Source organism: Longispora fulva, assembly GCF_015751905.1.
GTDB classification, from domain to species: Bacteria; Actinomycetota; Actinomycetes; order Mycobacteriales; family Micromonosporaceae; genus Longispora; species Longispora fulva.
This window is the reverse complement of the sequence record NZ_JADOUF010000001.1, coordinates 8,100,115-8,125,215: the sequence shown is the minus strand read 5'-3', so window position 1 is coordinate 8,125,215 and position 25,101 is coordinate 8,100,115. Positions and strand designations below refer to the sequence as shown.

General features: G+C 72.6%; 22 protein-coding genes. 9 read left to right on the top strand and 13 right to left on the bottom strand.

The annotated features are described in order from the left end of the window. Positions 1 to 95: 95 nt before the first annotated feature. The 3 genes from IW245_RS37670 to IW245_RS37660 all read left to right on the top strand — a co-directional run bounded on the left by IW245_RS37670 (position 96) and on the right by IW245_RS37660 (position 4,649). The gene (locus IW245_RS37670; RefSeq protein WP_197007828.1) at positions 96 to 923 is read left to right on the top strand and encodes a GDSL-type esterase/lipase family protein; all 828 of its coding nucleotides are present in this window, start codon (positions 96 to 98) and stop codon (positions 921 to 923) included. A gap of 103 nt (positions 924 to 1,026) precedes the next feature. Further along, a complete protein-coding gene (locus IW245_RS37665) occupies positions 1,027 to 1,851 on the top strand; it encodes an SGNH/GDSL hydrolase family protein (RefSeq protein WP_233472983.1) in 825 nt (274 codons plus the stop codon). 134 nt (positions 1,852 to 1,985) lie between these two features. Then, a complete protein-coding gene (locus IW245_RS37660; RefSeq protein WP_197007827.1) occupies positions 1,986 to 4,649 on the top strand; it encodes a WD40/YVTN/BNR-like repeat-containing protein in 2,664 nt (887 codons plus the stop codon). 17 nt (positions 4,650 to 4,666) lie between these two features. On the opposite strand, the gene IW245_RS37655 is transcribed toward IW245_RS37660, so the two are convergent. Further along, entirely contained in the window at positions 4,667 to 6,175 is a 1,509-nt protein-coding gene (locus IW245_RS37655; protein ID WP_197007826.1) for a glycerol-3-phosphate dehydrogenase/oxidase, read from the bottom strand. After that, positions 6,172 to 6,756: a TetR/AcrR family transcriptional regulator gene (locus IW245_RS37650; protein WP_197007825.1), complete on the bottom strand. Its 585-nt coding sequence runs from the start codon at positions 6,754 to 6,756 to the stop codon at positions 6,172 to 6,174. Before IW245_RS37650 ends, IW245_RS37655 begins: the two co-directional genes overlap by 4 nt. A 17-nt stretch (positions 6,757 to 6,773) precedes the next feature. Here IW245_RS37650 and IW245_RS37645 point away from each other — a divergent pair, with 17 nt between their 5' ends. Both IW245_RS37645 and IW245_RS37640 read left to right on the top strand, forming a co-directional pair. Then, positions 6,774 to 8,336, top strand: a complete 1,563-nt coding sequence (locus IW245_RS37645; RefSeq protein ID WP_231399066.1) for an FAD-binding oxidoreductase — start codon at positions 6,774 to 6,776, stop codon at positions 8,334 to 8,336. A 70-nt stretch (positions 8,337 to 8,406) separates the two neighbouring features. After that, complete coding sequence (locus IW245_RS37640; RefSeq protein WP_197007824.1) at positions 8,407 to 9,210, top strand: MOSC domain-containing protein; 804 nt, start codon at positions 8,407 to 8,409, stop codon at positions 9,208 to 9,210. Positions 9,211 to 9,275: 65 nt separating this feature from the next. Here the strand turns inward: IW245_RS37640 and IW245_RS37635 are convergent, their stop codons facing one another. Genes IW245_RS37635 through IW245_RS37620 form a run of 4 tightly spaced genes read right to left on the bottom strand, consistent with a single transcriptional unit; the run spans position 9,276 to position 13,374 of the window. Continuing rightward, entirely contained in the window at positions 9,276 to 9,989 is a 714-nt protein-coding gene (locus tag IW245_RS37635; protein ID WP_197007823.1) for an eCIS core domain-containing protein, read from the bottom strand. Positions 9,990 to 10,031: 42 nt separating this feature from the next. Beyond that, positions 10,032 to 12,089 (bottom strand): ATP-binding protein, encoded by a 2,058-nt coding sequence (locus tag IW245_RS37630; RefSeq protein ID WP_233472984.1) that lies wholly within the window; start codon positions 12,087 to 12,089, stop codon positions 10,032 to 10,034. After that, on the bottom strand, positions 12,086 to 12,745 hold the full coding sequence (locus IW245_RS37625; protein ID WP_197007822.1) for a Pvc16 family protein: 660 nt from the start codon (positions 12,743 to 12,745) through the stop codon (positions 12,086 to 12,088). Before IW245_RS37625 ends, IW245_RS37630 begins: the two co-directional genes overlap by 4 nt. After that, entirely contained in the window at positions 12,745 to 13,374 is a 630-nt protein-coding gene (locus tag IW245_RS37620) for a helix-turn-helix transcriptional regulator (RefSeq protein ID WP_231399065.1), read from the bottom strand. The genes IW245_RS37625 and IW245_RS37620 overlap by 1 nt, the downstream gene beginning before the upstream one ends. A 153-nt stretch (positions 13,375 to 13,527) precedes the next feature. Here IW245_RS37620 and IW245_RS37615 point away from each other — a divergent pair, with 153 nt between their 5' ends. After that, the gene (locus tag IW245_RS37615; RefSeq protein ID WP_197007821.1) at positions 13,528 to 14,778 is read left to right on the top strand and encodes a COG1470 family protein; all 1,251 of its coding nucleotides are present in this window, start codon (positions 13,528 to 13,530) and stop codon (positions 14,776 to 14,778) included. 261 nt (positions 14,779 to 15,039) lie between these two features. Here IW245_RS37615 and IW245_RS37610 read toward each other — a convergent pair whose 3' ends face one another. Beyond that, positions 15,040 to 16,860: a bifunctional 3'-5' exonuclease/DNA polymerase gene (locus tag IW245_RS37610; protein WP_372445322.1), complete on the bottom strand. Its 1,821-nt coding sequence runs from the start codon at positions 16,858 to 16,860 to the stop codon at positions 15,040 to 15,042. Here IW245_RS37610 and IW245_RS37605 point away from each other — a divergent pair. Next, the gene (locus tag IW245_RS37605) at positions 16,795 to 17,262 is read left to right on the top strand and encodes an NUDIX domain-containing protein (RefSeq protein WP_197007819.1); all 468 of its coding nucleotides are present in this window, start codon (positions 16,795 to 16,797) and stop codon (positions 17,260 to 17,262) included. The two genes, IW245_RS37610 and IW245_RS37605, sit on opposite strands and share 66 nt — an antisense overlap. A gap of 57 nt (positions 17,263 to 17,319) precedes the next feature. On the opposite strand, the gene IW245_RS37600 is transcribed toward IW245_RS37605, so the two are convergent. The 5 genes from IW245_RS37600 to IW245_RS37580 form a co-directional block, all read right to left on the bottom strand. Further along, positions 17,320 to 18,192 (bottom strand): carbohydrate ABC transporter permease, encoded by an 873-nt coding sequence (locus IW245_RS37600; protein WP_197007818.1) that lies wholly within the window; start codon positions 18,190 to 18,192, stop codon positions 17,320 to 17,322. Between the two features lie 11 nt (positions 18,193 to 18,203). Then, positions 18,204 to 19,073 (bottom strand): carbohydrate ABC transporter permease, encoded by an 870-nt coding sequence (locus tag IW245_RS37595; RefSeq protein WP_307788948.1) that lies wholly within the window; start codon positions 19,071 to 19,073, stop codon positions 18,204 to 18,206. A gap of 64 nt (positions 19,074 to 19,137) precedes the next feature. Then, positions 19,138 to 20,571, bottom strand: a complete 1,434-nt coding sequence (gene ngcE, locus IW245_RS37590) for an N-acetylglucosamine/diacetylchitobiose ABC transporter substrate-binding protein (RefSeq protein ID WP_197007816.1) — start codon at positions 20,569 to 20,571, stop codon at positions 19,138 to 19,140. 22 nt (positions 20,572 to 20,593) lie between these two features. Further along, positions 20,594 to 21,334, bottom strand: a complete 741-nt coding sequence (locus IW245_RS37585; RefSeq protein WP_197007815.1) for a sugar isomerase domain-containing protein — start codon at positions 21,332 to 21,334, stop codon at positions 20,594 to 20,596. After that, positions 21,334 to 22,290: a MurR/RpiR family transcriptional regulator gene (locus IW245_RS37580; RefSeq protein WP_231399064.1), complete on the bottom strand. Its 957-nt coding sequence runs from the start codon at positions 22,288 to 22,290 to the stop codon at positions 21,334 to 21,336. The genes IW245_RS37585 and IW245_RS37580 overlap by 1 nt, the downstream gene beginning before the upstream one ends. Before the next feature lie 196 nt (positions 22,291 to 22,486). Here IW245_RS37580 and IW245_RS37575 point away from each other — a divergent pair, with 196 nt between their 5' ends. Continuing rightward, positions 22,487 to 23,443 (top strand): N-acetylglucosamine kinase, encoded by a 957-nt coding sequence (locus IW245_RS37575; protein ID WP_197007813.1) that lies wholly within the window; start codon positions 22,487 to 22,489, stop codon positions 23,441 to 23,443. A 106-nt stretch (positions 23,444 to 23,549) separates the two neighbouring features. Here IW245_RS37575 and IW245_RS37570 read toward each other — a convergent pair whose 3' ends face one another. Then, positions 23,550 to 23,993 carry a MarR family winged helix-turn-helix transcriptional regulator gene (locus IW245_RS37570; protein ID WP_197007812.1) on the bottom strand — a complete coding sequence of 148 codons (444 nt, stop codon included), beginning with the start codon at positions 23,991 to 23,993 and terminating at the stop codon, positions 23,550 to 23,552. Between the two features lie 101 nt (positions 23,994 to 24,094). On the opposite strand from IW245_RS37570, the gene IW245_RS37565 reads away from it, so the two are divergent. Next, on the top strand, positions 24,095 to 25,039 hold the full coding sequence (locus IW245_RS37565; protein WP_197007811.1) for a quinone oxidoreductase family protein: 945 nt from the start codon (positions 24,095 to 24,097) through the stop codon (positions 25,037 to 25,039). The last annotated feature ends 62 nt before the right edge of the window (positions 25,040 to 25,101 follow it).

Sequence of the window (25,101 nt, the reverse complement as noted above, 5' to 3'; positions counted from 1 at the left end):
GTCGGAGGCGCGACACGAGCCATTGCCGTTGATCTATACGTTGTATTACCGTGCGGTAACCACTCCACACAGTGGGCACCCCTCTGGGAGGCACAGTGAAACTCACTCGTCACCTCGCCGTCCTCGCCGTCGCGGCCACCGTCGCCCTTGCGAGCCCGTCCGCCGCCGTCGCCGCCCCGCCCCCGCCGCCCGGCTCGATGGCCAGCCTCGGCGACTCGATCACCCGCGGGTTCAACGCCTGCGGCTGGTACAGCGACTGCACGGACAAGTCCTGGTCCACCGGCGCCGACGCGACCGTCAACAGCCACTACCTGCGGATCAAGGCCGTGAACCCGGCCATCACGGGGAAGAACTACAACGACGCGGTGTCCGGCGCGGCGAGCGCGGACCTGCCCGGCCAGGCCGCCACGGCCGTGTCCCAGGGCGCGGGCTACGTGACGATCCTGATGGGCGCGAACGACGCGTGCGCCAGCAGCGAGGCCGGCATGACCCCGACCGCGACCTACCGGGCCAACCTCGACGCCGCGCTGGCGAAGATCAAGAGCGGAACACCGGGCGCCTACGTGTACCTGCTGAGCGTCCCCGACCTCAAGCGCCTCTGGCAGATCGGCAAGGACAGCGGCAGCGCCCGGTTCTTCTGGTCGGTCGGCGGCATCTGCCAGTCGATGCTCGCCAACCCGACGTCCACGGCGGCGGCCGACGTGGCCCGGCGCGACCGGGTCCGCCAGCGGGTCGTCGACTACAACGCCCAGCTCGCCCAGGCGTGCGCGGCGTACGGATCCCAGTGCAGGTTCGACGGCAACGCGGTGTTCAACTACCCGTTCCTGTTCTCCCAGGTATCGACGTGGGACTACTTCCACCCGAACGCCGAGGGCCAGCGGGTGCTCGCCCAGGTGACCTACGCGGCCGGTTTCGGCTGGTAGGCAACCAGGTGAATTTCCGTTCAGGGCATCGCTATTGATCCCCACCGGGCCATATCGTGCGGAAGCCCACTGAACACAGTGGACTCGCACCCCAGGAGGCCCAGTGAGATCCACGCGTTTCCTCGTCGTCCTCGCCGCGGCGGTCACGATGGCCGTCGCGGCACCGGCCGCCGCGTACGCCACGCCGCCCGCGCCCACCTCGATCGCCAGCCTCGGCGACTCGATCACGCGCGGCTTCAACGCCTGCGGCTGGTACAGCGACTGCACGCGCCGCTCGTGGAGTACCGGGATCGACGGCTACATCGAGTCGCACTACGACCGGATCGACACCGTCAACCCGGACATCGACGGGAACTGGTTCAACGACGCCAAGACCGGCGCCAAGATGGCCGACCTGAACGGCCAGGCGGGCTCGGCGGTCTCCCAGGGCGCGGGGTACGTCACGATCCTGATGGGCGCGAACGACGCCTGCACCTCCTCGGAGTCGGCGATGACCCCGGTGGCCACCTACCGGGCCCAGCTCGACGCCGCGCTGGCCACGCTGAAGTCCGGCGTGCCGAACTCCTCGGTCTTCATCGCCAGCGTGCCGGACGTCAAGCGGCTGTGGCAGGTCGGCAAGGACAGCGGCTCGGCGCGTACCGCCTGGTCGACGTTCGGGATCTGCCAGTCGCTGCTGGCCAACCCGACCTCGACGGCGGCGGCGGACGTCGCCCGGCGCGACCGGGTCCGCCAGCGGGTCGCCGACTACAACGCCCAGCTCGCCCAGGCCTGCGCGGCGTACGGTTCGCTGTGCAAGTTCGACGGCAACGCGGTGTTCAACTACCCGTTCCAGCTGTCGCAGGTCTCGACCTGGGACTACTTCCACCCGAACGCCGAGGGCCAGCGGGTGCTCGCGGAGACGACGTACGCCGCCGGCTTCGGCTGGTAGTCCGGCCGGCCCGCCAGGGGTGACCTTGGCGGGCCGTGACCGGTTCCGCACGGATCATGCCAACCATCTTGATTTCGCCCGGTGGGGCCTCACATACTCACGCATCGACGAATCTCTATGAGATGAGGTGTCCGGTGCGTCGGATTCTCGCGTTGCTCCTGTTCGCCGGCGGTCTGACCTTCGCCGGAACGCTCCCGGCCGCCGCCACACCGGCCGCCCACACCCTCGCAGAGGAAGACTGCGAACAGTGGTGCGGCCCGCAGGCCCCCGGCGAGTGGAAGGCCAGACAGGACACCTCCGCCGGACACGGCCTCCCCCGGCAGGCACTGCTCCGGGCTGCCGCCCGGGCGCGGGCACTCCCCACGGTCGGGCCGGCCTGGACCACCCAGGGCCCCACCAACGTCGGCGGCCGGGTGACCGGGCTCGCCGTGGACCCCGCGCTCGCCGACACCGTCTACCTGGGCGCGGCCACAGGCGGCGTCTGGCGCTCCACCGACAAGGGCGGCACCTGGCAGCCGTTGTGGCCGGCCGACAACCCCCAGGCGATCGGCGCGGTCGCGGCGGCCGGCGACGGGACCCTCTACGCCGGCACCGGGGAGGCCAACCCCGGCGGCGGCAGCATGACGTACGAGGGCGACGGCGTCTACCGCTCCACCGACCGGGGCGTGACCTGGACCAACGTCGGCCTGCCCGCCTCGGCCACGATCGGCGCGATCAGCGTGGACCCGACCGACCCGGCCCGGATCTTCGTGGCCGCGACCGGTTCCCTGTTCCGGTCGGGCGGCGACCGGGGCGTCTACCGCTCCACGGACGCCGGCGCGACCTGGCAGCGGGTGCTCACCGGGGCCAACGGCACCACGGGCGCGGTCGACGTCGTCGTGGACCCGAGCGACCACAACCGGGTCTACGCCACGATGTGGGACCGGCTCCGCGAGCCCGACCTGCGCAGGTACGGCGGCACCGGCTCCGGCCTGTACCGCTCCACCGACGGCGGGGCCACCTGGACGCGGCTGGCCAACGTGACGGCGAAGAGCCCCGGCGACACCGTGGGGCTGGACTCCAGCGCCCAGCTCGGCAGGATCGGCGTGGGCGTGGCGAGCACCGGCAAGGTCTACGTGGTCACCTCCACATACGGCCCCTTCGGCGGCGAGAAGGGCTTCTACGCCTCCACCGACAACGGCGCCAGCTTCGCGACCACGGCGCTGCCCGCCGCCGGGGGCTCGCTGTGGTGGACCGGCAAGGTGTGGGTCGACCCGGCCAACGCCCAGCACGTGTTCGTGCCCGGGGTGGACGTGCGCGAGTCGACGAACGGCGGCGGCTCCTGGAAGTCCGCGTCGGGCCTGCACGCCGACCACCACGCGATGGCCTGGGACCCGAAGGTGGCCGGCCGGGTGTACGAGGGCAACGACGGCGGCGCGTACCGGTCGGACAACTCCGGCGGCGGGTGGACCAAGGGCACGGTGCAGCCGTTCACCCAGTTCTACAGCGTCGCGGTCGCGGCCACCGACGCCACCCGGATCTCCGGCGGCGCCCAGGACAACGGCTCGCTGCGCACCTGGGGCGGCACCGGCTGGAACTCCTTCTACGGCGGCGACGGCGAGCAGACCCTGATCAACCCGACCAACGCCAACAACGTGTTCGCGTGCTCGCAGAACGGCTCCTGCGGCCGGTCCACGAACGGCGGCACGTCGATGCAGTCGCTGGGGGCCGCGACGTCGGCCCGCTACAACTGGTTCACGCCGATGGAGTTCGCCTCCGACAACCCGAACACCGTGTACTTCGGCGGCAACCGGCTCAACCGGTCCACGAACGGCGGCCAGTCCTTCACCGTGGTCAGCCCCGACCTGACCGGCGGCCCCGGCCGGGACCCCGACTACCCGTTCGGCACCCTGACCACGGTCGCCGCCAGCGGGGCCGCGATCTACGCCGGCACCGACGACGGCCGGGTCTGGACCAGCGCCGACAGCGGGGCCACCTGGCGGCTCGTCCTGTCCGGCCAGCCCTGGGTCTCCCGGGTGAGGATCGACGGGACCCGCGCCTACGTGACGTTGTCCGGCTACCGTTCCGGGAGCAACGCCCCCCAGGTCCTGACGACCGCCGACGGGGGTACGACCTGGCAGAACATCACCGGCAACCTTCCGCCGGCTCCGGTGAACGACCTCGTGGTCGCGCCCGGGGACACCCTGCTCGCCGCCACCGACGTCGGGGTGTTCACGGCCGCCGGCCGGTCCGGGAACTGGTCCCGGCTGGGCAGCGGGTTGCCGCTGGCGCCGGTGACGGACCTCGAGTACCACGCCGGCACCGGAGCCGTGTTCGCCGCGACGTTCGGCCGGGGGATCTACCGGGTACCGCTGACCACGGGCGGCGGCACGCTCACCAACGGCGGCTTCGAGACCGGCACCCTGGCCGGCTGGTCGGTGACCGGCACCGGCGCGGCGGTCGGCTCCCCCGTGCAGGCCGGCGCGTTCGCGGCGAAGCTCGGGGCGGTCAACAGCGACTCGACGCTGACCCAGACGTTCACGGTGCCGACCGGTTCGGCGACCCTCGCCGTGTGGTACCGGATGACCTGCCCCGACACCGTGCAGTGGGACTGGGCGACGGTGATCCTGACGGACACCACCACCGGGGGGACGACGACGGTGCTGCCGAAGACGTGCGCGACCCAGTCGGCGTTCACCCGGATCAGCGCGCCGGTCGTCGCCGGGCACGCGTACACGGTCGCGCTGACCAGTCACGCCGACAGCAACCCCAACGACCTGTCGACCACGGTGTACGACAGCGTGGCCCTGGAGCCGTAGCGGGAGCGGGGCCCGGGTCAGGCTGCCAGCGCCGCCCGGGCCGCCGGGAGCGCCGCCGCCCGGTCCCCGTCCACCAGCCCGATCCGGGTCCGCCGGTCCAGCAGGTCGCCCTCGTCGAGGGCGCCCTCGTGCCGGACCCCCCAGTCCAGCTCCGCCCGGGTCACGTCGCTGCCTGGCGCGACCGGGGTCAGGTCGCCCCTGGCCAGCAGCGCGGCCTCGGTGCCGTACCGGGCCACGAGCCGGGCGGGGACCGACGGGTCGGCGGCACCGGCACCGACGTCGTACCCGTCATCCGGGTTTCCCGCCCCCACCAGGGGCAGCCGGCGGGTCACGCACGGCCCGCACCGCAGCCCGGCGAGCCCCACAGCCCGGTCGACGGCGTCGGCGGCCATCCGCCGGTACGTGGTCAGCTTCCCGCCCACGATCGTCACCGCCCCGCTCGGCGACACCCGGACGGCGTGCCGGCGGGACAGGTCAGCGGTGCGCCCGTCGGCGGCGAGCAGGGGCCGGAGCCCGGCGAACGCGCCGATCACGTCCGTCTCGCCGATCGGGGTGGCGAACACCGCCCGGACGGCGTCGAGCAGGAACGCCACCTCCTCGGCGGAGGGCACCGGCACGTCCGGCGGGTCGCCGTCGACGGGCACGTCGGTGAGGCCCACGTACGTGCGGCCGTCGCCCTGGGGCAGCACCAGCACATACCGGGACCGCTCGCCGGGCACCGGGATGTTCAGCGCGGCCGTCGGGTCGCCCAGCAGCGCCGACGGCAGGACGAGGTGCGCGCCGCGCGATGGCCGCAGCCGCAGCGTCGGGTCGAGCTGGCCGGCCCAGACCCCGGCGGCGTTGATCACCGCGCGGGCCCGGACCTCGAAGGTGTCGCCGGTGAGTTCGTCGCGGAGCACGGACACCGGGCCGAGGGACAGCGCCCGGCACCGGGTGAGGATCGACGCGCCGCGCCCGGCGGCGGTGCGGGCGAGGGCGACGACGAGCCGGGCGTCATCGACAACGTGGCCGTCCCAGTGCCGCAGGCCGCCGCGCAGCCCCTCGGCCCGCAGCCCGGGGGCGAGCCGCAGGGTCTCGGCGACGGAAATCCGCCGGGGCGGGGGCAGCACCCGGCCCGGGGTGCCGGCGAGCAGGCGCAGCCCGTCGCCGAGCCCCAGGCCGATCCGGGTGACGGCGGCCTTGCCGGCGCTCACGTCCGGGGTGAGCGGCAGCACGAACGGCTGCGGCCGCACCAGGTGCGGGGCGGTGGTGGTGAGCAGGGTGCCGCGTTCGACGGCGCTCTCGTAGGCGACGCCGAGCTGGCCCTGGGCCAGGTACCGCAGGCCGCCGTGGATCATCTTGGAGCTCCACCGGCTCGTACCGAAAGCGAGGTCGTGGGTGTCGACGGCCGCGACCCGCAGCCCCCGGGAGGCGGCGTCGAGGGCGGCTCCGGCCCCGGTCGCCCCGAGCCCGACGACGAGGACGTCCACCTCGTCGAGGGCCGCGAGCTCCGCCGCCCGCCGGGCCCGGTTCAGCGAGGTGTTCACGGCGCCAGGTACCGGTCGAGGAGGGTCGCCAGCTCCGCGTCGAGCGCGGCGATGGACCCGCCCATGATGGGCGCTGACAGCGCGAACGACTGGAGCGTGAGCAGCACCGACTGGGCCAGGACCGCCACGTCGCCGGCCCGGACCGAGCCGTCGGCCTGGCCTGCGACGACGCCGGCGGAGATCTGGGCGAGCATCGCGTCCTGGCTCGCGCCGCGCCGGTCCACGAGGTAGGGCAGCAGGACCTCGGGGTCGAGGTCGACGATCCGGCGGAACATCGGGTGCTCGCGCATCGTGCGCACCCCCTCGACGACGCCGGTGACCAGGCGCTCGCGGGTGTGCGCCCCGGTCGCGGCCGCGCCGACCGCGCCGATCAGGCCGACCCACTCGCGGGTCATCACGTCGCCGACCAGGGCCGCCATGTCCGGCCACCGCCGGTAGATGGTCATCCGGGACACCCCGGCACGCCGCGCGATGTCGGTCAGGGTGGCCCGGCGCAGGCCGACGGCGGTGATCCGGTCGCGCGCGGCGTCGAGAAGGAGGTCCTCGTCCGCGCGGGTCGGGTTGTTACGACTGGACGTCATGTGTCACAGTGTAACTCATGAATACGACCATGCGTTGGGGCGGCTGGGGCGACCCGGACCGCGCGGCGACCCTGTCCGACTCCATCCGGGGCCTGCTCGGCCAGGCGCTGGGCGTCGAGGCTCCCGGGGCGCCGATCCCCGCCGACCTGCCGCTGGAGCCCTGCCGGATCCCGGCGGATGTGCTCGCCCTGCTCGGCGACGTGAGCACATCCCACGCCGACCGGCTTTCCCACCTGCGCGGAAAGTCGACCCCGGACCTGCTCCGGATCCGGTCCGGCGACGCCGCCGACGCACCCGACGCCGTGGCCCGGCCCGACTCCCACCAGGGGGTGCTGGACCTGCTGGCCGTCGCCGTCGAGCACCGCCTCGCGGTCGTGCCCTTCGGGGGCGGCACCTCCGTGGTGGGCGGCCTGGTCGCCGACCGCGAGGGCTTCGCCGGCGTGCTCGCCGTCGACCTGTCCCGGATGAGCCGCCTGGTCAGCCTGGACCCGGTGTCGCGGACCGCGACGTTCGAGCCGGGCGTCCGGGGGCCGGAGGCCGAGCGGCTGCTCGCCGAACACGGCTTCACGCTGGGCCACTTCCCGCAGAGCTTCGAGTACGCGACGCTGGGCGGGTTCGCCGCGACCCGGTCCAGTGGCCAGTCCTCCGCCGGCTACGGCCGGTTCGACGAGCTGGTCGTCGCCCTGAGGGCGGCCACCCCCACGGGCACGATCGAGGCCGGCCGGGCCCCGCGCTCGGCGGCCGGCCCGGACCTGCGCCAGCTGTTGCTCGGCTCCGAGGGCGCGTTCGGCATCCTCACGGAGCTCACGGTGCGGATCCGCCCCGTGCCGGAGGTCAGGCACTACGAGGCGTGGACCTTCGAGGACTTCTCCGAGGGCACGGCGGCGATGCGCGCGGTCGCCCAGGACGGCCCGGCCCCCACGGTGCTGCGGCTGTCCGACGAGTACGAGACGGCGATCGGCCTGTCCCGGCCCGGCGCTCTCGGCTCGGGGGCCGGCGGCTGTCAGCTGCTGATCGGCTTCGAGGGGACCGCCGACGACGTCGCGGCCCGCCAGTCCCTCGCCGCCGACCGGCTGCGGGCGCTCGGCGGCGAGCCGCTCGGCACCGGGCCGGGCGACGCGTGGGCGGCCGGCCGGTTCGCGGCGCCGTACCTGCGCGACGCGCTGCTCGACGCCGGCGCGCTGGTGGAGACCCTGGAGACAGCCGGCTTCTGGTCGACCCTGCCGACGGTGTACGAGACGGTCCGCGAGGCCCTCGTCGACGCGCTCGTGGAACAGGACACCCCGCCGCTGGTGCTGTGCCACATCTCGCACGTGTACCCGACCGGCGCCTCGCTGTACTTCACGGTCACCGCCGCGCAGGGCCCCGACCCGCTCGCCCAGTGGGACGCGGCCAAGCGGGCGGCCAGCGACGCGCTCGCGGCGGCCGGGGCGACGATCACCCACCACCACGCGATCGGCCGGGACCACAAGCCGTGGTACGCCGACGAGGTCGGGCCGCTGGGCGTGGCCGTGCTCCGGGCGGTCAAGTCCACCCTGGACCCGACCGGGATCCTGAACCCGGGGGTCCTGATCCCCTGATCGACCCGCGCGGCGGCCGGGCCGCGAAACAGGCTCGTCGCACGGTCCGTCCCCGTGGCAGGATCGCCCCATGACGGGAACGATCTTGGAGATCCGCCGGTACCCGGTCAAGTCCATGCTCGGCGAGCGGCTCCCCGCAGGCGAGCTCACCCCGCGAGGACTGGCCGGCGACCGCGTCTACGCCGCAACGGCCGGCGACACCGTGTGCAGCGCCAAGCACCCCCGCAAATGGGGCCAGCTACTGACCTGCACGGCCAACACCGTCGACGGCGCCACCCGGGTCCGGCTCCCCGACGGCACGGAACACGCCGCCGGCGCGCCGGAACTCGACGCCCGGCTGTCGACCCTGCTCGGCCGACCGGTGGCTCTGTCGGCGGTCCCGCCAGCCGTCGGGGTCCTCGAACGCGCCGTGCCCGAGGTCGAGGACCGGCCGGCGCGGGCGGTGGTCGACGGCACCGGCGCGGCGATCACCACCGGGCGGACGGCGGCCGGGACGTTCTTCGACTTCGGGCCGGTGCACCTGGTCAGCACGGCCAGCCTCGCCGAGGTCGGGTATCCCGGCGACGCCGCCCGGTTCCGGCCGAACCTGGTCGTCGCGGCGGACGGTCCCGGGTTCCCCGAGGACGAGTGGGTGGGCCGTACCGTGCGGATCGGGTCGACCGCGCGGTTGGAGGTCCTCGTGCCCACGCCCCGGTGCGTGGTGCCGACCCTGGCCCACGGCGACCTGCCTGCCGACCCGTCGGTGATGCGGACCGTGGCGGCCGAGCACCGGGTCCAGGTGCTGGACCTGGGAAAACTGGCCTGCATGGGGATCTATCTGAAGGTGGTCGAGCCCGGTCCGGTGCGGGTGGGCGACCGCGTCACGCTGGAGTAGGGCGGGTCGGGCCGACGGGGCCCGGGTCGGGCCCCTCCGTAATCGCATGAAGGGGTTTTCGGTCCTCAGGCCGGGGCTTCCTCCTCCTCCACGCCGGCCTCCTCCTCGCGCTGCACCGCCGGGGCCCCGTCCTCGATCCGCTGGACGTCGGCGTCCTCCTCGGCGTGCCGCTGCACGGAGCCGCCCCCGGCGGGAGCCTCCGCCGTCGTCGGGGCCGGCCCGGACATCAGCCGGTCGGCGTTGGACACCGCCTCGCGCTCGAACCGGTCCCCCGGGTCGCTGACCCGCACCCCGCCACCGACGTCCGTGCCGTCCACCGGCCCGTTGCGCTGCTGCACCACGTGGGTCAGCTCGTGCGCGAGCATGTGCCGACCCTGGCTGGACCCGGGGTCGTACATGCCGCGCTGGAAGACGATGTTCGAGCCCACCGTGTACGCCTGCGCGTTGACGGCCTTCGCCGAGTCGTGCGCCGCGCCGTCGGTGTGCACCCGCACGTCCCCGAAGTCCTGGCCGAACCGGGACTCCATGTCGCCCCGGGTGTCCGGGTCGAGGCCGGTCCCGCCGCCGGAGTTGACGACCCCGTGCACCGGCGACTCGTCGACCACGTCCCCGACCGCCGCGTTGCCGGCGACCCGTTGCAACCCGAGGAGCCCGGCGGCGCCGAGCACGTCGGGACGGCCGGCCGCGGCGGCGCGCCCCAGCAGGTCGGTGTCCTCTGACGTGCTCCGGTCGCCCCGTGGCCGGGCGCTCTCCTCGACGTCGTGCTCATGCCCACGCATGCCCTCAGGATGCCCCAGGTCCCGGCCGACTGGCGGGCACAGTCAGGTGCCCAAGAGGGCAAGGTAGCCGCCGAACTCGCGCTCCAGGCAGAGCCGACCCAGCTTCCGGTACTCGCGGGCCACCGCCCCGATCAGGTCGGCCATCGCCACCGGCCGGTCGGCCTCGACCGCGAGGTAGGCGGCGGTGATCGCCGCCGACCGGATGTGCCCGCCGGCCAACTCGAACGCGCCTGCCACGAAGTCGAGGTCCAGGTCGGCGCCGCGCGGCGCGAGCCGGCCGAGGCAGCCGTCCCACAGGGCGCGGCGCAGCTCGGCCTCCGGCAGCGGGAAGTCCACCACGATGTCGATCCGGCGGGTGAACGCGTCGTCGAGGTTGGCCCGCAGGTTCGTGGCGAGGATGGCCAGCCCGTCGAACGTCTCCAGCCGCTGGAGGAGATAGGCGGACTCGATGTTGGCGTACCGGTCGTGCGCGTCGCGGACCTCCGACCGCTTGCCGAAGATGGCGTCTGCCTCGTCGAAGAGGAGCACCCCGTTCACCCCGGCGGCCTCGGTGAAGATCCGTTCGAGGTTCTTTTCCGTCTCGCCCACGTACTTGTCCACGACCGTCGCCAGGTTCACCGTGTACAGGTCCAGGCCCAGCGACCCGGCGATCACCTCGGCGGACATGGTCTTCCCGGTACCGGAGTCCCCGGCGAACAGCCCGGTCACGCCCCGGCCGCGCCCGCCGCCGGGCCGCATCCGCCACTCGTCGAGCACCCGGTCGCGGAACCGGGCCCGGCCGGCGAGCTCGCGGAGCTGGCCGGTGACGGCGGGCGGCAGGACCAGGTCGGCCCAGCCGACGGCCGGCTCGATCCGGCGGGCGAGGCGTTCGAGGCCGGCGGCGTTCTGACTGCGCGCGCCGTGCCGCAGGTGCTCGGGCCGCACCACGCCGTCGTCGCCGTACGCCGCCAGGGTCGCCGCACGCGCCGCCCTGCGGATCTGGGGCGGACCGAGGGTGAAGTGCGCGGTGACGGCGGCCGGATCCACCCCGTCGCCGAGCGCGGCCCCGTCGAGGGCGGTGCGCCACAGCTCCGCGCGCAGGGCGGCCGACACGGCCTCGACGGTGATGTTGAGCGGTGGCCGGTGCGTCCAGCGCGGGTCCCAACCGACCGTGCCGTACAGCAGCAGCGGCACCCCGACCCGGTCGAACAGGTCGAGCAGCTCCGTCGGGTCGTGGCCGTCGACCGGCCCGAACACCACACCGGCCCCGCGCAGGACCGCCTCGCGGACCAGCGCGGTGCCGGCCGGGCCCGCGGCGTACCGGGCGGCGTCCACGGCGAGCGCCGGCCGGCCGGCCGCGGCGAGGGCCGCCACGCCCAGGGCCTGACCGGAGCCGCCGCCGCGTTCCCGCAGGTACGCCAAAAGAGCCCCGCCCGACAGCGCCCGCCCCAGCCGGACGGCGTCGGGCTGGGCGGTGAGCAGGGGCTCGGGGCGCGCGTCGGCGAGCAGCCCGGTCAGCGCAGGGGCGAGCAGGTCGCCGCCGAGCAGGTGCGCGACCACCCGGTCGGGCACCCGCAGCTGCCGGGACAGCAGCGGCCGGTCGGGCTCCTCGACGACGAGCAGGCCCGCGGTGAGCAGCGGGGCGCCCGCGTCGAACCGGGCCCGGCCCGCGCCGGCCCCCTCGGGGAGCCCGGCCAGCCGGAGCGCGAGCCCGACGCTGGCCCGCCGCCGGGTGACGTCGTCGTTGAGGTACCCGTAGAACTGCTCGAACCTGCTGTCCACGTCGGGGGCGAGCGCGACGAGGAGGAGTTCCCCGTCGAGCGGCTCGAGGGCCGCGGCCGTGACCAGGGCGGCGAGCCGACCGTGCGTCGGGCCGGGCCCGTCGGCGGGCCACGGGTCGCGGCGGGCGTCGAGAAGGGCGTCGATGGCCTCGTCGGAGAGGTAGAGGCCGCGGAACGGGTCGTCGGGGGCCGGGTCGGCGGCGCGGCGGGCCGCGACGGCCACCCGGACGCGTTGTTCGAGGCCGGCGAGGAGGGCGAGCAGCTGGGCGAGCCCGTCATCGACCGGCACCGGGCCCGGCACGAGGCCCGACGCGGAGGCGGGCCCGGAGGTGGCGCTCACGTCGTCCCCTTCCCCTGCCGCGACCGCATCATCGCCACCCTCGGCTCCCCCGGCGTCGCGTCCGCCGGCACCTCGTGCCCGACACTGTCCCCACCCATCTTCAGCAGCATTCCGCCCTCGGCCGGCGGCCCGACCGGGAACCGGCGACCCGGGTCCACGGGCGCGCTGATCACCACGTCCAACGACGGCTTCAGCTCGCCACCGAGCGCGGTCCAGACGTCGGCGAACGCCCGGTCCTCCGGCGGCGGCAGCGCGCACGTCAGCGGCACCGGCAGCCCGAAGGCCACCAGCGACCCGCTGAGCACCGCCGCCGGCAGCGCCTCGTGCCCCAGCAGGCAGACGAGCAGGTTCGACAGCAGCCGGTGCTCGTCCTCGGGCCGCTGGGTCCACGCGGTGATGAGATACGACAGTTTCAGGTACCGGGGCGGCGCGTGCCGGGCCGCCACGTTCCCGTCCCCGCCGTACTCGTTGAGCATGCCCCGCTGCCGGCGGCGCATGTCCTCGCGGATGTCGTAGAGGTACATGTTCACGGTGGGCGCGTTGCGCCGGGCCGCCCAGTCCTTCGTGGGCGCGTCGAGCGCGATCTCCACCTCGGTGCCGCGCAGCGCCTCCTCGCGGAGGAGCCTGCGCAGCCCGTCGTCCACCTCGTGGATCATCAGATCAGCCCGTGCCGGAGCGCGTACGCCACGGCGTGCGACCGGTTGCGCAGGTGCAGCCGGCTGGTGATGTCGTGCAGCACGTTCTTCACGGTGCGCTGCGAGTACGACAGCTTGAGCGCGATCTCCGCCGTGTCCAGGCCGTCGGCGACGAGCTTGAGCACCTGGATCTCGCGCTCGGCGAGCCCGGAGAAGGTCAGGCCGCGCGGCCCGAGCACCTGGCGCTGCACCTGGCCGACCTGGGACAACAGCCGGCCGAGCAGGTCCGGCGGGATGACGCCCTCGCCGGCCGCCGCGCTCATGATCACCGAGACCAGCCGGTCCGAGGTGGCCTCGGAGCGCCGGATCAGGCCGCCGACGCCCACCTCGACGAGCGAGACGAGGTCGGAGTCGGCGAGTTGCCGGGCGACGACGACGAGCTGGTGCACGCCGCCGCACCGGAGGCTGCGCAGCAGGCGCAGAACCTCGTCGTCGACCGTGTCGACGACCATCAGTGCTACTTTCGCCAGATCGAGTTCCGCCTCGCCGAGGATCTGGATCTCCGGGCGGGGGCGCAACTGGCCGGCGACACCCGCGTGCGAGATCGGGTCGACGGCGTGCAGGTACACCGGGATTCTACTGATCAACATGAATTGCTCCCCGTGCCAGAGGGACACCTGGGGAGAGCATGACCGATGCCCCTCAGCGTCCAGTCAACGTGGGGTCAACGGGCAGAACTTATGCCCGAAAGTGTTCCCGGTCGCCCGTACCGGCTCGCCAAAACGGTTCATAACCTCGTGATCATGACGACCCTGGCCGTACTGACATCCACCATGCTCGAAGTCGCCCCTGGCTCGCAGACCACCTGCGAACTGACGTTGCGCAACAACGGCGACGTCGTCGAGGAGTACCGGTTCGAGGTCGTCGGCGACGCCGCGCCCTTCGCCGCCGTCGAACCGGCGGTAGTGAGCCTCTACCCCGGTGCGGAGACCGTCGTCGTGGTCTCCTTCCACCCGCCCCGCTCGGGGTCCGTACCGGCCGGCGAGCTGCCCTTCGCCGTCCGGGTACTGCCCACGGAACACCCCGGGTCCGCCGTCGCCCCCGAGGGCGTGCTGCACGTCCTCCCGTTCACCGACACCGGGGCCGAACTCACCCCGCGCACCTCGCAGGGCCGGCGCGCCCGGCACGAGCTGGCGGTCGACAACCGGGGCAACGTGCCCGTCACCGTCCAGGTGGCCGGCGGCGACCCGGACGGCAAGCTGCTGGTCTCGCCCCGGCCGTCGATCCTCACGGTGCCCCCCGGCCAGGCGGTGTTCGCGAGGGTCGTGGTGCGCGCGAACAGCCGGCTGTGGCGCGGGCAGCCCGTGACGCACCCCTTCCAGGTCACGGTCACCGCCGACGACGGTTCCCGGCCGATCGCGCTCGACGGCGCGATCGTGCAGAACCCGGTGTTCTCCCGGACCCTGGCCCGCCTGGTCGCCGGCGCGCTCGCCCTGGTCCTGGCCGGGGCCGCCGTCTGGTTCCTGCTGCTCAAGCCGGCTGTGAAGTCCACGGCCAAGGAGTCGGTGAGGGCGCCGCTGACCCAGGTCGCGGAGAAGGCCGACAACGCCGAGCAGGTCGCCAAGGAGGCCAAGGCGAAGGCCGAGGGCTCACCACCGCCGCCCCCGCCGCCCGTGCAGCCCCCGGCCACCGTGCACGCGAACTACCGGTTCCGGCTGGAGAACCTCGCCGCCAACGGCGCCACCGCCTCCGGAACGCCCCTGACCCTCGGCGCGAAGACGTCACTGAGCGTCACCGACATGATCTTCCAGGCGCCGCAGGGCGACACCGGCAAGGTCGAGGTGCTCGTCGACGGGCAGGTCATCATGACGCTGTCGCTGGCCAACTTCCGCGACCTCGACCACCACCTCGGCACCCCGGTGGACGTCCCGGCCGGCAAGACGGTCACGCTCCGCACCACCTGCACGACGGCCGGCGCACCCCTGGCGGGCACGTCGGCCAACAACTGCCGCGTCTGGCTCCTCCTCACCGGGGTCAGCCACACCGCCCCGTGATCACCGCGCGCGGCGGGCCCGCCCCGCCCCGCCGTGTCCCGTCACGCGGAGCGGCGGACCCACCGCGCGCGGCCAGGCCACCGGCCCCGGCCGCCCCGATACGCACGACCGGGTCCAAGGCCACCTCGTCGGTGGCACCGTCCGGCGCAGCTGTCCCGTGGCCCGCAGCCGGGTCGCCGCAGGTGCGCCCGTCGCCGTCACCCCCTGCAGAGCATTTTCCGGTTACGCAGCGTCCCTGGGCCGGCGCGCGTCGGTCCGTCCCTACTTCGCGTCAGCGTAGGAGTCCACGACCACCGCGCCGACCGGGAACAGCACCGGCGTGTCCCTGAACAGCAGCTCCCCGGCCCGCCGGGCGGCCTCCGCGACCGCGGCCGTGACCCGCTCGGCCACCCCCGCCGGACAGTGCACGATCACCTCGTCGTGCTGGAAGAACACCAGCTCCGCCCCGTCAATCGCCATCAACTCCCGCCGCAGCCCCGCGACCAGCGCCAACGCCCACTCGGCCGCTGTCGCCTGCACCACGAAGTTCCGGGTGAACCGTCCCCGCGCCCGGGCCCGCGACCCGCCGTCGCGGCCACCCGCGTCTGTCTGTTGGTCCGCCTGGGCCTGACCATCCTGGAAACCTCCGCCGCCCGCACCCCACTCCGCGGAGCCGCCCTCACCCCCGCCACCCACCTCGCCGACGGCACCCCACCAGCCCACCGACGGCGACGGGCACGTCCGGCCCAGGCGGGACCGGACCAGGCGGCCCTCCTCCCCCGCCCGGGCCGCCTGCTCCACGCACTCGAGCGCCACGGGGAACCGCCGACGCAGCGTCGCCAGCGGGGCCGCGGCCTCGCCGGACGTCTGCCCGTACATCGCGGCGAGCATGCCGATCTTCGCGCGCTGCCGGTCGCCGCCGAACGCCTCGGCGGCCAGCCGCGCGTACAGATCCGCGTCCCGGGCCGCCTCGGCCAGCCGGTGGTCGCCGGCCATCGCCGCCAGGATCCGCGGCTCCAACTGCCCGGCGTCGGCGCACACCAGCACATGCCCCGGGTCGGCCACCACGGCGCGGCGCACCACCTTGGGGATCTGCAGGGCCGCCCCGCCCCGGGTGGCCCACCGGCCGGTGACGACCCCGCCCGCCACGTACTCCGCGCGGAAGCGGCCGGCCGAGACCCAGGTGTCGAGCCAGTTCCACCCGTGCGCCACGTACAACCGGTAGAGCTCCTTGTGGGCCAGCAACGGCGCGACCGCCGGATGGTCCACGTCCTTCAGCACCCAGCTGCGGGTCGACGGCAGCCGGATCCCGACCCGGGCGAAGGCCCGGATCACCTCGGCCGGCGAGTCGACGTGGAACACCGGCCCGCCGAGGGCGGCGACCACCTGCGCGGCCAGCTCGGTGAGCCGGCGGGGCGGCATGCCCGGCCCGGCCCGCTCGCCGAGCAGCTCGACGAGCAGCGCGTCGTGCACGTCGGCCCGCCAGGGCAGCCCGACGTGGCCCATCTCCGCCGCGGCCAGGGCACCGGCGGACTCGACGGCCACGAGCAGCCGGAACGCCGCGTCCGGCATCCGGTCGACCTGCGCGGCGTGCACGGCAGCCAGCACGTCGAGGGCGTCGACCCCGGTGGGCACCCCGTCGTCGAACGGCTCGAACAGGGTCGGCTGGGTGTCGCGCTCCCGGACCGGCGGGTCGGCCGGCACCGGCGCGCCGGTCAGCCGGGCCCACGCGGCGCGCAGGGCCCGGGGCTCCCCCCAGCGGCCGTCGTGCCCGGACAGCAGGGCCTCGGTGAGCGCGGCGTCGTGGCAGGCGGTGACGCGCACCCCGGCGGCGAGCAGCTTGGGGTAGATCGCCGTCGTGTCGGCCCACACCCAGCGCACGCCTGGCCGGTCGAGGGCCGCCGGGCCCGTGACCTGCTCCGTCGGCGCGCCGGGTCGATCGAGGGCGCGCAGCCGGAAGCCCCCCTCAGGGGTCTCCACCACCGCGATCCGCTCCACGGCACTGACTGTGCCACAGCCCTCTGACAGGATCTGCGTATGGCGATCTTCTGCACCCACTGCGGCACCAAGTTCACGAACGATGTCTGGCCCCGGCACTGCCAGGGCTGCGGCGAGTTCACCTACCGCAACCCGCTCCCCGTGGCCCTCGCCGTCGTCCCCGTCCAGGGCGGCGGGCTGCTCACGGTGCGCCGCGACATCGAGCCGCAGCGCGGGCACCTGTGCCTGCCGGGCGGGTTCATGGAGTTCGGCGAGTCGTGGCAGGAGTCGGTGGTCCGCGAGCTGCGCGAGGAGACCACGATCGTGTTCGGCGCCGAGCAGGTGCGGCTGCACGCGGTGCAGAGCAGCCAGTGGCACATCCTGGTGTTCGGGCTGCTGCCGGAGATCGAGGCCGCGCCGACGGAACTGACAGAGGAGACCAGCGGGTACGAGGTCATCTTCGCCCCCACCGAGCTGGCGTTCCCCAACCACACGGCGGTCGCCGCGGCGTACTTCGCGGCCGTCTGAGGACGTGCAGCGGCCCCGCACGCCGGTCGGCAGTGCGGGGCCGCGCGGCCTCCGGTGTTACTTGACGGCGCCCTGGGTCAGACCCGACTGGATCTGGCGCTGGAAGAACGCGTACATCAGGATCATCGGGATGATCGCCATGCAGATGCCGGCGAACAGCGGTCCCCACTTGGCCTCGTAGCCGGCCGTGGTGGAGATCCGGGCGATGCCCTGGGTGAGCTGCCACTTGTCCGGGTCACTGATCAGCAGCGTCGGGAACATGTACTGGTTCCACTGCCCGATGATGTTGAAGATCGTGATGCCGACCAGGCCGGGCTTGGCCATCGGCAGCATCACCCGGAAGAACAGCCGGGTGTGCGAGCAGCCGTCGATCATCGCGGCCTCGGCCACCGAGGTGGGCAGGGTCCGGAAGAAGGCGGACAGGAAGAACACCGTGAACGGCAGCGAGTAGGCGATGTACACCAGCACCAGGCTGACGTAGGAGTTCAGGCCGAGCAGCGGGCCGATGAACGGAATGTCCTTGGTCATCTGCACGAGCTTGAACAGCGGGCCGAAGCCGAGGAAGACCGGGAAGCCGAGGCCGCCGATGATGGTGTAATAGATGACCTTGTTGCCGACGAAGTCGTACCGGGACAGGACGTAGGCCGCCATCGAGCCCAGCAGCATCGTGCCGGCGACACCGAAGAACACCACGATCACGGTGTTGAAGAAGTAGGTGCCGATGTGCGCGGTCTCCCACGCGTCGACCCAGTTCGACCAGCGGAACTTCGCCGGCCAGGTGAAGGCGTTGTCGAAGATCTCCGTGTTGTTCTTGAACGAGGAGACGAACGCCCACAGCATCGGCAGCACGACCATCACGGCGAAACCCGCGAGCGCGACGTGACCGAGGCTCATGAAGGCGCTGGACTTGCCGCGCGGCTTCTTGGTCATGTGGGTTCCCATCAGTACTCGATCGTTTCGCGCTTGGTGGTGGTGAACGCGATCACGGCGAACGTCGCGGTGAGGAAGAACAGGGCGACACCGAGCGTGGTCGCGTAGCCGTACTTGCCGGCCAGGGTGGCCTTGTAGATCTCCTCCGACAGCACCGTGGTGCTGAAGTCGGGGCCGCCCTGGTTGTTGGAGAGCACGTCGACGATCGCGAAGGCGTCGAACGCCGCGACGCCCAGGTACACCCACGCGGTCTGGATGTTGCCCCACAGCAGCGGCAGTGTGATCCGGCGGAACGTGGTCGCCGGGGTGGCGCCGTCGAGTTCGGCCGCCTCGTAGATCTCGGCGGGGATCGAGGACATGCCGGCCGAGAACAGCACCACGTAGAAGCCGATCGCCTGCCAGACCATCACGGCGATGAGCATGAGCAGCGCGATGTTCGGCTCGATCAGCCAGCCGACCGGCTTGACGCCGAAGAAGCCGAGGATGCCGTTGAGGACGCCGGACTTGTCCGGCCGGTACACGGACTGGAAGAGCACCGCGACGATCGGGACCGCCAGGAGCTGGGGGAAGAAGAACACCAGGCGGTAGAACTTCGACCCCCGGACCCCCTGCGAGACCCCTGCCTTCGCCTTCCCCCCGACGTTCAGGAGGAAGGCGAAGAACAGCGCGATGATGAGAGTGGCCAGCGGCAGGAGCAGCAGAATGATCCCGTTGTGCGTGACGGCCTTCCAGAAGGTGTCGTCGTCGAACATCTTCTTGTAGTTGTCGATGCCGACCCACTCGGCCTTCTGGAAACCGTGCCAGCTCGTGAACGAGTAATAGAATGCCTCGACGTAAGGCAGAATTACAAAGAACACGTACAGAATTACTGGCGCCGTCAAGAAGCCGACGATAAAGGGATTTCTACCGTGCCGCATGACCTGTGCTCTCCGCTCGGGTCTTTTACTACTTGACCTTGTTCTTCTTGATGCTGGAGTCCTTCTTCAGCTTGTCCGCAGCCTTCTGGACCCGCTCGATGAACTGCGCCGTGTTCTGGTGCCCGAACATGAGGGCGTTGGTGGCGGCCTTCATCTCGGTGTTCATGTCCGCGTACCAGTCGTTGACGTGGAACGTGAAGACGTCCTTGCCAGCCGCGTCGAGAGCGGTCTTGGCCGAGGCGGTGCCCGGGGTGAGCGTCGCGCCGTCCGAGGAGCCGATGACCGAGGTCAGCGAGCCGTTGAGCTTGACGAACTCGTTGGCGCCCTTCTTCGAGAGCATGATGCGCATGTACTCCAGCGCGCCGTTCGGGTTCTTCGCCTTGGCCGGGATGACGTAGGGCTCGCCGGCGGTGGCGTGGATACCGGTGAACGGGATCTTGTCGCCGCTGCCCTTGCTCGGCACGAGGGTCATCGCGTACTTGAAGTCGGCCGGGGTCTCCTTGGCCTGCTCGTTCTCGAGCCAGGAGCCGGACGGGTAGAACGCGACCTTGCCCTGGTTCTGCTGGAGCTGGACCTCGGTGTGCTTGAGGCCCTCGTGGGACTTGTCCATGTACTTCGCGCCGATGCCGGCCCAGAAGTCCAGGGCGTCCTTGATCGCGGGCACCTGCCAGGCGCCGTCCTCGAGGTTGTCGATGTTCTTCAGGACGTCCGCCCCGCCGATCTTGGCGGCGTTGGAGAGGATGACCTCGAACTGGTAGTACGACGCGTTGGCGCCGGCGTAGGCGTACGGCGTGATACCGGCGGCCTTGATCTTGTCGAACAGCGCCGTGGTCTCGTCCCACGTCTTCGGCGCGACCCAGCTGTTCTTGGAGAACAGGTTCGCGTTGTACCAGATGCCGTAGACCGTGAACACGTAGTTGAGCTGGACGGACTTGCCGTCGAACTCGCCCGACTCGATGGTGCCCGGAATCAGGGTGTCCTTGACCGTCTTCTTCGGGTCGTCGTAGGACGGGGCCGCCCACAGCTTGTCCAGCGTCAGCAGCTGGCCGTCACCGACGAGCGAGCCGATGTCGATCGCCTTGGCGCCCGAGTTGTTCAGGAAGTCCGGCGGGTTGCCACCGGCGAACCGCGGCTGGATGGTGGTGCTGATCTCGGTCGGGGCGGAGTGCTTGATCTCCGACTTCGGGAAGGCGGCCTTGTACATCGGCTCGTGGATGTCCTTGGCGTACTTCTCGCCGTAGCCGCCGTTGAAGATGACGACCTCCAACGGGTCGCCGTCCTTCACACCGAACGGGTTCTTCGGGTCGTTCGAGGTCTTGGAGTCGGTACCGGAGTCGGAGCTTCCGCCGCCGGCGCAGGCGCCGAGCAGGCCGGCGGCCGGAATGGCGGCACCGATGGCCGCGGCCCGGGTGATCACCGTGCGACGGGAAACCTCACCAGGCAGGTCAGGGGTCTTGGACATTGTGTTCTCTCCTCGGTTCGGGTCAGGCGGTGCGCCGGATACGTCCGGCGTACCGCGACTCGAGGGATGTGTTGTGTTCGTCCCCACCGGGGACGTTCGCGGACAGGTACACGGGGGGTGTGTTGCCCGCAGCCTGGATCTGTCGGACGACCTCGATCGTCACGAGTTGCGCCAGCAGCGCACCCGTGATGGCCGAGACCGCGCCGACCGCACCGCCGCCTTCCAGCGGCAGCACCGCGTCGCCGTACGGCGCGCCATTGTCGAGCACCACGTCCGCGAGCTCCGCCAGCTTCAGCCCCGAAGGGTGACGCGGCGGGACGGCGGAGGAATGCTCCACGGACGTGATCGCGATCAACGGGTGACCGCGTTCCTTGATCAGTAACGCCAACTCGACCACGCTGCCGTTGATGCCGGACTGCGAGGCGAGCACGAACACGTCCTCGGGACGCGGAGCCGCCAGCTCGTACAACCGGTGCGCGATCCCCGGCTGACGTTCGAGCAAGGCGTCGAACAGCACCTCGGGGGGTTCTCCCCCGTAGATGACGATGTCCCGGAGCGCGATCCGGTTGGTGGGAACGAGCCCACCGGCCCGGCCCGCGATCTCCATCGCGAGGCCCTCGGAGTGGCCAGCCCCGAAGGTCTGCACCACCCCGCCTGCCGCCAGCGAGTCGACGATGGCCGTCGCCGCCCGCTGGATCCTGTCCGCCTGCGTGCCCGCGACCTTGTCCAAGGCCTCGTGCACGACAGCGAGAAACTCGGTCATCACTCGCCCCCGACCGTGGGGACGGCCCGGCCGCGCCGCCGGCTGGCGGTCTGCTCGTCGCGGTGCGCGGCGACGGCGTGTGCCGTGCGCTGGAACGCGGCGTGGCTGCGGTCGTGGGTGCGCTGCGCCACCGCCACGTACACCAGGTCGAGGACGACCAGCTGCGAGTGCCGCGCGGACAGCGCGTCCGGGCGGAACGCGATCTCGGTGGCCGCCGTCGTGAGCACGATGTCGGCGAGCTCGCCGAGCGGAGAGCGGGGGAAGCTGGTGAGCGCGATCGTGGTCGCGCCGTGGCTGCCGGCCTCGGCGAGCATCTCGATCGTCTCGCGGGCCCCGCCGGAGTGCGACACCCCGAGGGCCACGTCGCCGGGGCCGAGCAGCGCGGAGCTGGCGAGGCCCAGGTGCACCTCTGTCCAGGCCCAGGAGGCGACGCCGATCCGATGCAGACAGATCTGCAGCTCCGCGCCGACGAGGGCGCTGCCGCCGATGCCGTAGATGTCGACCCGGTTGGCGTTGGCGATGGCCGTGGCCGCCGCGTCCACCGCGTCGAGGTCCAGCAGCGCCGCCGTGCTCTCGATCGCGCGGGCGTCGGCGACGATGATCTGGTTGAGCACCCGGTCCAGCGGGTCGGTCGGCAGGATCTCCCGGCCGATGTCCACGCTCCAGCCGGCGGCCCGGGTGGCCGCGCCCGCCTCGGCGGCGACGGCGAGCCGCAGCTCCGCGTACCCCTCGAAGCCCAGGGCCCGGCAGAACCGGGTGACGGTGGCCGGGGAGGTGCCGCTGCGCTCGGCCAGCTCGACGATCGTGGCCCGCGCGGCGCGCAGCGGGTCGGCCAGGACCTGCTCAGCGACCCTCTGCAGGGCGCCGGTCAGCTCGGGCAGCAGAGAGCGGATCCGGATGAGGACGTTCTCGCCGACGGCCAGTTCCGTCGCGTAGCTCGGGACCTGCTCGGCCATGATCCTCACCCCTTCCTTCGACCTCGTGCCCTGTGGCGAAAATTATTACCGAAGCGACCATCAAGTCAAGCATGTGGTTCAGGTTTTCAAACTGTTACTTAACAGTCCCAGCTCGATGCCCATTACTGCTTGCTGCTTGCTTCTACCGCGCACAATATGACATGGAAGTGCTCCACGCCACAGGGAGGGGTTGATCGTGTCCGATCCGTTGGTCATTGGGTTGGATGTCGGGGGTACCTCGTCCCGAGTAGTGGTCACCGACCTCAACGGTGTCCGGTTCGGCACCGGCCGCGGCGGCGGCGGCAACCCGGTGGCGCACGGCGCGGCCGCCGCGGCGTCGGCCATCGGCACCGCGATCGACGCGGCCCTGGCCGGCGTCGACCCCGGCCGGATCCTGGCGGCCGTGATCGGGCTCGCCGGGGGCACCCAGATGCGAAAAGCCCTGGACGAGGTGTGGCCGGACCACGGAATCACCTGCCCGGTCCGGCTGGTCGGGGACGCGGTCGTGGCCTTCGCCGCCGGCACGGCGGACCCGGACGGGACCGTGCTGATCGCCGGCACCGGGGCGATCGCCGGCCAGATCGTCGACCGCCGGCTGGGCCTGATCTCCGACGGGCACGGCTGGCTGCTCGGTGACCGGGGCTCCGGATTCTGGTTAGGACTGCACGCCGTTCGGGCGGCACTCGCCGACCTCGAGGAGGGCATCGGAACCTCCCTTACCTCACTAATCAGGGACAAACTCATCGGGCAGTCCGTGTTCGGAACCCGCCGGGAACTCGTGAGCGCGATGATCGCGGCCGCGCACGCCGAGCCACCGGTCACTTTATCTAGATTTGCACCATTAGTTCTTGATGCTGCCGCAGCGGGCGACCCGGTGGCGAAAAACCTTATTACCGAGGCCGCCGGATACCTGCTCCGATCAACCGCCGCCGTCCGCGGGCCGGCCGAGACGGGCCCCATCGCCCTGGCCGGGTCGCTGCTGACCGTCGCGACACCCCTGGCTCAGCGGGTACGGGAGGAGCTCGCCGCGCGCTGGCCGGGCGCCGCACTCGTCACGGCCACCGACGGGGCGGCCGGGGCGGCCTGGCTCGCCGCGCTCAGCCTGGACCCGTCGGCTCCGCACCCGTCCACGGTGCGCGCGACGGGATCCTGAATCCCACGCGACCGACCACCCACCGCCCGGCCGACCGGCGGCCGCGTGCCGTCCGGTTCGGGGACCAGGGCCTTACCCCTCGGGCCGCCATCACGGGGGATCCGGGTCAGGCCGATCTGTGGGCCGCCGCCTGCTCGGCGAGCACCGCCGCCGCCCGCTCCAGCAGCCCGGCCAGCGTCACGCGCTCTGCGGGCGAGAAGGCGGCATAGAAGGCCTCCTCCAGGACGACGACCTGCTGGTGGGCGCGCTCGAGCACGGCGCGGCCCTCGCCGGTGAGGGACGCGATCATCACCTTGCCGTGCACGGCGGACGGCTCGCGGGCGATCAGGCCCTTCTCGCGCAGGGTGGCCAGCATCGGGGCCATCGTCTGCGGGGTGACGCCGCTGGCCCGGGCGAGTTGCGCCCCGGACATGCTGGTCGCCTCGCTCAGGTGCAGCAGCACCATGTACTGCGCCATCGTCAGCCCGAACCCCCGCAGCACCGCCTCGTGCCGGGCGGCCAGCGCCTGGTCGGCCCGCCTGATCTGCGAGCAGAGGTGCACCTCGGTCATCCGTGTGATCCTTATAACAGGGTACTGACTTGTATCAGGTACCTGATAACCCTAGCGTCGTCGATTATCAGGGTACTGATTCATGCCAGGAGGCTGCAAACATGAAGGCCATCGTGCTCGACACCGACAACCAGTACCGCCTCACCGAGCTGGACGAGCCGACCCCCGGCCCCGGCCAGGTGGCGATCCGGGTCGGCCACGTCGGGGTCCAGTGGGGCGACGCGCTGATCCGCGACGGGCGCTTCCCTGTGCCCCGGCCCTTCGTCGCGGGGTTCGACGTGTCGGGCCGGATCCACGCCGTCGGCGAAGGGGTCGACCCGGGCCGGATCGGGGAGCGGGTGGCCGCGCTGGCCACCGGCGGCGGGTACGCCGAGACGGTCCTGGTCCCCACCGTGCTCGCCCTGCCGTCCGGCGGGCTGTCCTCCGCCGAGGCGGCCGGCTTCGGCTGGGGCGCCACCACCGCCTACGACCTGATCCACACCGTGTCCCGGCTCGCGGCCGGCGAGAGCGTCCTGATCCACGCCGCCGCCGGCGGGGTGGGCACCGCCGCGGCCCAGTTCGCCCGACTCGCCGGCGCGGGCCGCATCGTCGGCGTGGTCGGCTCCCCGTCCAAGGTCGACTACGCGCTCCGGTTCGGCTACGACGAGGTCGTGCCGTCCTCCGGGTTCCGGGACCTGCTGGCCGGGGAGCGTTTCGACGTGGTCCTCGACTCGGTCGGCGGCCGGACCAGCCGGGCGAGCCTGGACCTACTGGCCGGCGGCGGCCGGCTGGTCGCGTTCGGCACGGCCGGCGGCGAGGAGTTCAGCGTCCCGGCGACCGAGCTGACCATGGCCAACCAGGCGGTGCTCGGCTACAGCAGCTTCACCCTCAGCCACACCGATCCCGGGCGGCTCGCCGACTCGGCCCGGCGCGCGCTGGCGCTGGTCGTCGACGGCCGGGTCCGGCTGGACATCACCGCGGAGTACGAGCTGGCCGACGTCGCCGCGGCCGTGGCCGCGATGGCCGACCGGGCCACCGTCGGCCGGACGGTCGTGCGGGTCGCCTGACCCCCGGCCCGGTCCGACGGACGCGTCGCCGAGCCGATCCGCCCCGCGGGCCGGCGGGGCCG

Coding starts and splice junctions, on each gene's coding strand:
- IW245_RS37625 (WP_197007822.1), bottom strand. CDS start 12,745: ATGATCCACGAGGTGGACGACGGGCTGCGCAGGCTCCTCCGCGAGGAG.
- IW245_RS37620 (WP_231399065.1), bottom strand. CDS start 13,374: ATGTTGATCAGTAGAATCCCGGTGTACCTGCACGCCGTCGACCCGATC.
- IW245_RS37650 (WP_197007825.1), bottom strand. CDS start 6,756: ATGACGTCCAGTCGTAACAACCCGACCCGCGCGGACGAGGACCTCCTT.
- IW245_RS37580 (WP_231399064.1), bottom strand. CDS start 22,290: ATGGCCGAGCAGGTCCCGAGCTACGCGACGGAACTGGCCGTCGGCGAG.
- IW245_RS37600 (WP_197007818.1), bottom strand. CDS start 18,192: ATGACCAAGAAGCCGCGCGGCAAGTCCAGCGCCTTCATGAGCCTCGGT.
- IW245_RS37645 (WP_231399066.1), top strand. CDS start 6,774: ATGAATACGACCATGCGTTGGGGCGGCTGGGGCGACCCGGACCGCGCG.
- IW245_RS37585 (WP_197007815.1), bottom strand. CDS start 21,334: ATGACCGAGTTTCTCGCTGTCGTGCACGAGGCCTTGGACAAGGTCGCG.
- IW245_RS37635 (WP_197007823.1), bottom strand. CDS start 9,989: ATGCGTGGGCATGAGCACGACGTCGAGGAGAGCGCCCGGCCACGGGGC.
- ngcE (WP_197007816.1), bottom strand. CDS start 20,571: ATGTCCAAGACCCCTGACCTGCCTGGTGAGGTTTCCCGTCGCACGGTG.
- IW245_RS37565 (WP_197007811.1), top strand. CDS start 24,095: ATGAAGGCCATCGTGCTCGACACCGACAACCAGTACCGCCTCACCGAG.
- IW245_RS37605 (WP_197007819.1), top strand. CDS start 16,795: ATGGCGATCTTCTGCACCCACTGCGGCACCAAGTTCACGAACGATGTC.
- IW245_RS37615 (WP_197007821.1), top strand. CDS start 13,528: ATGACGACCCTGGCCGTACTGACATCCACCATGCTCGAAGTCGCCCCT.
- IW245_RS37570 (WP_197007812.1), bottom strand. CDS start 23,993: ATGACCGAGGTGCACCTCTGCTCGCAGATCAGGCGGGCCGACCAGGCG.
- IW245_RS37640 (WP_197007824.1), top strand. CDS start 8,407: ATGACGGGAACGATCTTGGAGATCCGCCGGTACCCGGTCAAGTCCATG.